The 4,306-nt window shown below is 71.0% G+C and carries 4 protein-coding genes; all 4 read right to left on the reverse strand.

Annotated features, from left to right (window positions below; genetic code table 11):
* Positions 1-262: 262 nt before the first annotated feature.
* Positions 263-1,519, reverse strand: a complete 1,257-nt coding sequence (locus D7Y13_RS39150) for a hypothetical protein (RefSeq protein WP_120535033.1) — start codon at positions 1,517-1,519, stop codon at positions 263-265.
* Entirely contained in the window at positions 1,516-1,827 is a 312-nt protein-coding gene (locus tag D7Y13_RS39155) for a 4a-hydroxytetrahydrobiopterin dehydratase (protein ID WP_120535032.1), read from the reverse strand. Before D7Y13_RS39155 ends, D7Y13_RS39150 begins: the two co-directional genes overlap by 4 nt.
* Positions 1,828-1,901: 74 nt before the next feature.
* Positions 1,902-3,386 (reverse strand): glycerol kinase GlpK, encoded by a 1,485-nt coding sequence (gene glpK, locus D7Y13_RS39160; protein WP_120535031.1) that lies wholly within the window; start codon positions 3,384-3,386, stop codon positions 1,902-1,904.
* A 211-nt stretch (positions 3,387-3,597) separates the two neighbouring features.
* Entirely contained in the window at positions 3,598-3,834 is a 237-nt protein-coding gene (locus D7Y13_RS39165) for a hypothetical protein (protein WP_120535039.1), read from the reverse strand.
* Positions 3,835-4,306 lie beyond the last annotated feature (472 nt).

Consider the following 4,306-nt stretch of genomic DNA (forward strand, 5'->3'; position numbering starts at 1 on the left):
GCCCCACCCATCGCCAAACCCAGCACCGTCGCTCTCACGACAGTCCTGCGCCACCCCCGCCCCAGATACATGGAATCCCCTCCGTGGATGGCAGGTTCCTCACGCTGTCGCACACCAGCAACGGCTGCCCTGGAGGCTGCTCGGTCGCCCGCTGCTGAACGCACCGCGCGTCACGCGCGTGGGGCGTGGGACGCCGTGGAGAGGGGACGCGAGCACCCTGGTTGGTCCTCGCGTTTACCCACCCGGACTCCAAAGCCAGACATTACCGCCAGAAGCCGATGGAGACGCCCCAGTTGGTGTACCGGCTCGCCAGGTCGAACGACGCGGAGACGGACCAGTCCTCCCAGTAGCTCAGCACGAACAGCTCGAAGCCGCCGGTGAGGTGCGGCCGCAGGTTGCGGCCCGCGAAGGGGGACGCCTCCAGCCAGGTGCCGCCGCGCAGACGGAGGCGGCCCGGGAAGGTGTCCCATTCGGCGCCCAGGCGCGGCTGGAAGGCGGTGGAGTCGCCCACGTGCTGCGGCTCCTCCGCGGAGGCGAGCGAGCGCGCCGCCACCGCGTTGCTCACGCTGGAGATGAGGTCCACCTGCGCGGTGAGGAGCCACCGGCCGGACGGCGCGTCACGCGGCCCCTCGTCCGGCACCGGCAGGTCATCCCCGTCCACCAGGAGCTGCCGCCGCGCGGCCGGGGACAGCCGGTTGTAGCGGTGCGCGCCCTCGCCCAGCCTCCAACTGGCGCCAATGGACAGCAACGCGGGCGACACCACCGCCGAGTAGATCTGCCGCCCCGCGATGACGGCCCCCTGGCCTTCGGCGGGCCGCCAGCCGGCCACCACCTCCGGCCGCACCACCACGCCGATGCGGTAGGGCCGCCCGTGCGGACGGAACAGCATGTCCACCGCCACCCCGGAGTCGCCGTAGAGCCAGGACTCGTCGCCCTGTTCGCTGAAGCTCGCCTCCGCGGAGAAGATGCCCAGCGCCAGGATGAAGTCGTCCTGACCGAAGGCGATGGAGCCCGCGAGCGCGGACTGGGACAGGGAGACGCTCAGCTTGTCACCCTGGTTGCGGCAGCCGACGTTGATGCAGTAGCCCGCGCTGCTGTTGCGCCACAGGAAGCCGACGCCGAAGCGCTTGTATTGCAGCATCAGCGCGCCCAGCAGCTGGCGGCTGTTCACGGTTTCGTCGGCCCGGCCGTCGTTGTCCAGGTCCCGACTCTGGGTCCCGGTGAAGGGCAGGTCCAACGCGGACAGGGTGATGCCGATGTCCCAGTCGCGCTCCAGCGTGGGGCTGCGCTGGGCCAGGGCGGTGAGGTTGCTGGCGAAGCCGCCGGTGCCCTCCGCGACGCCCACGTAGGCGCCGCCCAGGCCCACCACGCGCGCCGCGCCCAGGAGCGCGCCGGAGTTGAGGTACAGCCGCTCCGGGCGGGGCTCGGTGGGGACCTCATCCTGGGCGGGGGCGGCGGACGCGATGAGACACACCGCGCACGCCAGGGCCCACGCCGTGCCACGCAAGCCTTGAATCACCGACCGCCGGCCCCTTCGCCGAAGAGGCGGTCCGCCTCCGTGGCAAGGTCGGTGTCGCGGAAGGTGATGCCGCCCGCGTCGTGGGTCACCAGCGCCAGCGTCACCTTGCGCCACCGGATGTCGATGTCCGGGTGGTGGTTGGCGGCCTCCGCGGCCTTCGCCACCTTCTCCACGAAGGCGATGCCCTCCAGGAAGGAGGGCGCCTCATAGACGCGGCGGATCATCCCGCCCTCGTGCGTCCAGGCGGGGTGCTTCGCGAGGAAGGTCTGGAGCGCATCCGGGGAGAGCAACGTGCGGTCGTAGGCCATGCTTCGCGTTCTACCCGCTCCCTGTTCCGATGGAAGCCCCGGCGCGTGCGGTGTCCGCTCTTCGGTGTGTCAACTCACGCGCGTGAAACCGCCTGCTTCCATTTTTCCAGGTGGCGCGCGCGCACGTCGGGCTTCATCTTCGGCTTGAAGGTGCGGTCCGCCTTCCACGCGCGGCGGATGGCGTCCGGGCTGGTCCACACCCCGGCGCCCAGGCCGCCCAGGAAGGCCGCGCCCAGGGCGGTGGTCTCCAGGTTGCGCGGACGCACCACCGGCACACCCAGCAGGTCGGCCTGGTACTGCATGAGCAGGTTGTTGGCCGCGGCGCCGCCGTCCGCCTTGAACACGGGGATGTCCCGCCCGCTGTCGCGGCGCATCGCATCCGCCAGGTCGTAAATCTGGAGCGCCACGCCCTCCAGCGTCGCGCGCGCCAGGTGCGCCACGGTGGTGGAGCGGTCGAGGCCGGCGAACAGGCCGCGCGCCTCCGGACGCCAGTGCGGCGCGCCCAGGCCCGCCAGGGCCGGCACGAAGACGACGTCGCCGGAGTCCTTCACGCTGGCGGCCAGCGCCTCCACGTCCGGGGCGCGCTTGATGACCTTGAGGCCGTCGCGCAGCCACTGCACGGCGGCGCCCGCGATGAAGGAGCTGCCCTCCAGCGCGTAGTGTGTGGTGTCCCCCAGCTTCCACGCCACGGTGGTGAGCAGCCCGGCCGTGGAGCGCACCGGCTGGGTGCCGGTGTTCATCAAGAGGAAGGCGCCGGTGCCGTAGGTGCACTTGGATTCACCGGGGTTGAAGCACGCCTGCCCGAAGAGGGCCGCCTGCTGGTCGCCCGCCATGCCCGCCACGAGCACGCCGTCCGGCAGGCTCTTCATGCCGCGCGTGGTGCCATACACCTCCGCGTTGCCGCGGATCTCCGGCAGACACGCGCGGGGAACGCCCAGGAGCGAACACAGCTCGTTGTCCCATTCCAGCGAGCGCAGGTCCATGAGCAGGGTGCGGCTGGCATTGGACACGTCGGTGACGTGGGCCACGCCGCCGGTGAGCTTGTAGACGAGCCACGAGTCCATGGTGCCGAAGCACACGTCGCCCTTCTCCGCGCGCTTCTTCGCGCCCTTCAGGTGCTTGAAGAGCCAGGTGAGCTTGGTGCCGGAGAAGTACGGGTCCAGGACAAGGCCCGTCATCTCGCGCACGCGGGGCTCCACGCCCTGGTTCTTGAGCTCCTGGCAGATGTCCGCGGTGCGGCGGTCCTGCCAGACGATGGCGCGCGCCAGGGGCTCGCCGCCGTCGCGGGTCCACAGGCCGGTGGTTTCACGCTGGTTGGTGATGCCCACCACGGCGATGTCCTTGCCGGTGAGCCCCGCGTCCTTGAGGGCGCGCGCGATGCACCACTCGCTGGTGGACCAGATTTCGTTCAGGTCGTGCTCCACCCACGACGGCTTCGGGAAGTGCTGGGTCAGCTCCTTGTAAGAGCGCCCCACCACCTGCAACCGGGTGTCGAGGATGGAGACGTGGGTTCCGGTGGTGCCCTGGTCCAGGGCCAGGACGTATTTCGCCTTCGCCATGTGTGCGAGTCCTCTTCCGCCGGCGGAGGCCGGTCATGGAACCGGACCCTACTCCAGGCGGAGGCGCTCGCACGGACGGCGCGTGCGGGATGTCAGGCACCGGGAGGAGGCCGTGGAACCCTCCGGTGCCTGAGGGGGCCGGCTGGGGGCGCGCCATGCACAGGGGGAGTCCACGGTACTCCCCGGCGACACCCGCGTCCGGCGGTCCGGCTCAATACCCGGTGACGCGCGAGCGGCTGTTGAAGAACCGGCGCAGGCCGTACGCGCCCAGGCCCGCGAGCAGCATCCGGCCGAACGAGCCACCCGCGCCGGTGGACTGGCGTCCGCGGTAGCCGTAACCGCGCGGACGGCGTCCATAGGAGGAGCGTCCCCGGTTCCAGCCGCTGCCGGTGAGGACGCTGCGGCGGGAGCCGCTCAGCGCGGCCAGCAGGTTCGATAGCAATGCCATGATGTCGCTCCTTGGAAAGAGGGTGAGGGCGTCCATCACGTCCTCGCGGGGATGGGACCCGTCGGGAACGCGCGTGCGTTCTAAAGTGGGCCTTCCATGGCGGGACGACACCCCGTGTCGAGCCGGGCGCGACGGGCCACCGTGGCGCCGCCCGGTGGGCAGGCGGGCGGGTTCAGGGCCTGGCGCTACGAGGCCGCGTGGAAAACGGATGCATGCCCCAGGTAGGTCGCGATGCGAGCAGGTGACATCATGCGTGGGGGCCCGTCATCCCTGTGGGGCGGGCCTCCACGTTCTTTTCGTGGGGCGACAGGGAGGGGTGCATGGCGTCGGTGGACACGGACAGGCAGCAGCTCACGGCGCTGCTGGAGCAGTACCGCGGTGGCTTCGAGTCGCTGGATGTCGCGAAGCTCCAGGCCCTCTGGGACCGGGAGTACCCCCAGCTGCTCTACGTGGCGCAGGAGCGGGGCCGGGC

It is taken from the genome of Corallococcus praedator, assembly GCF_003612125.1.
Classification (GTDB): Bacteria; Myxococcota; Myxococcia; order Myxococcales; family Myxococcaceae; genus Corallococcus; species Corallococcus praedator.

Bases quoted from the DNA above. Each gene is read 5' to 3' on its own strand.
- D7Y13_RS39155 (WP_120535032.1), bottom strand. From the start codon at position 1,827: ATGGCCTACGACCGCACGTTGCTCTCCCCGGATGCGCTCCAGACCTTC.
- D7Y13_RS39165 (WP_120535039.1), bottom strand. From the start codon at position 3,834: ATGGCATTGCTATCGAACCTGCTGGCCGCGCTGAGCGGCTCCCGCCGC.
- glpK (WP_120535031.1), bottom strand. From the start codon at position 3,386: ATGGCGAAGGCGAAATACGTCCTGGCCCTGGACCAGGGCACCACCGGA.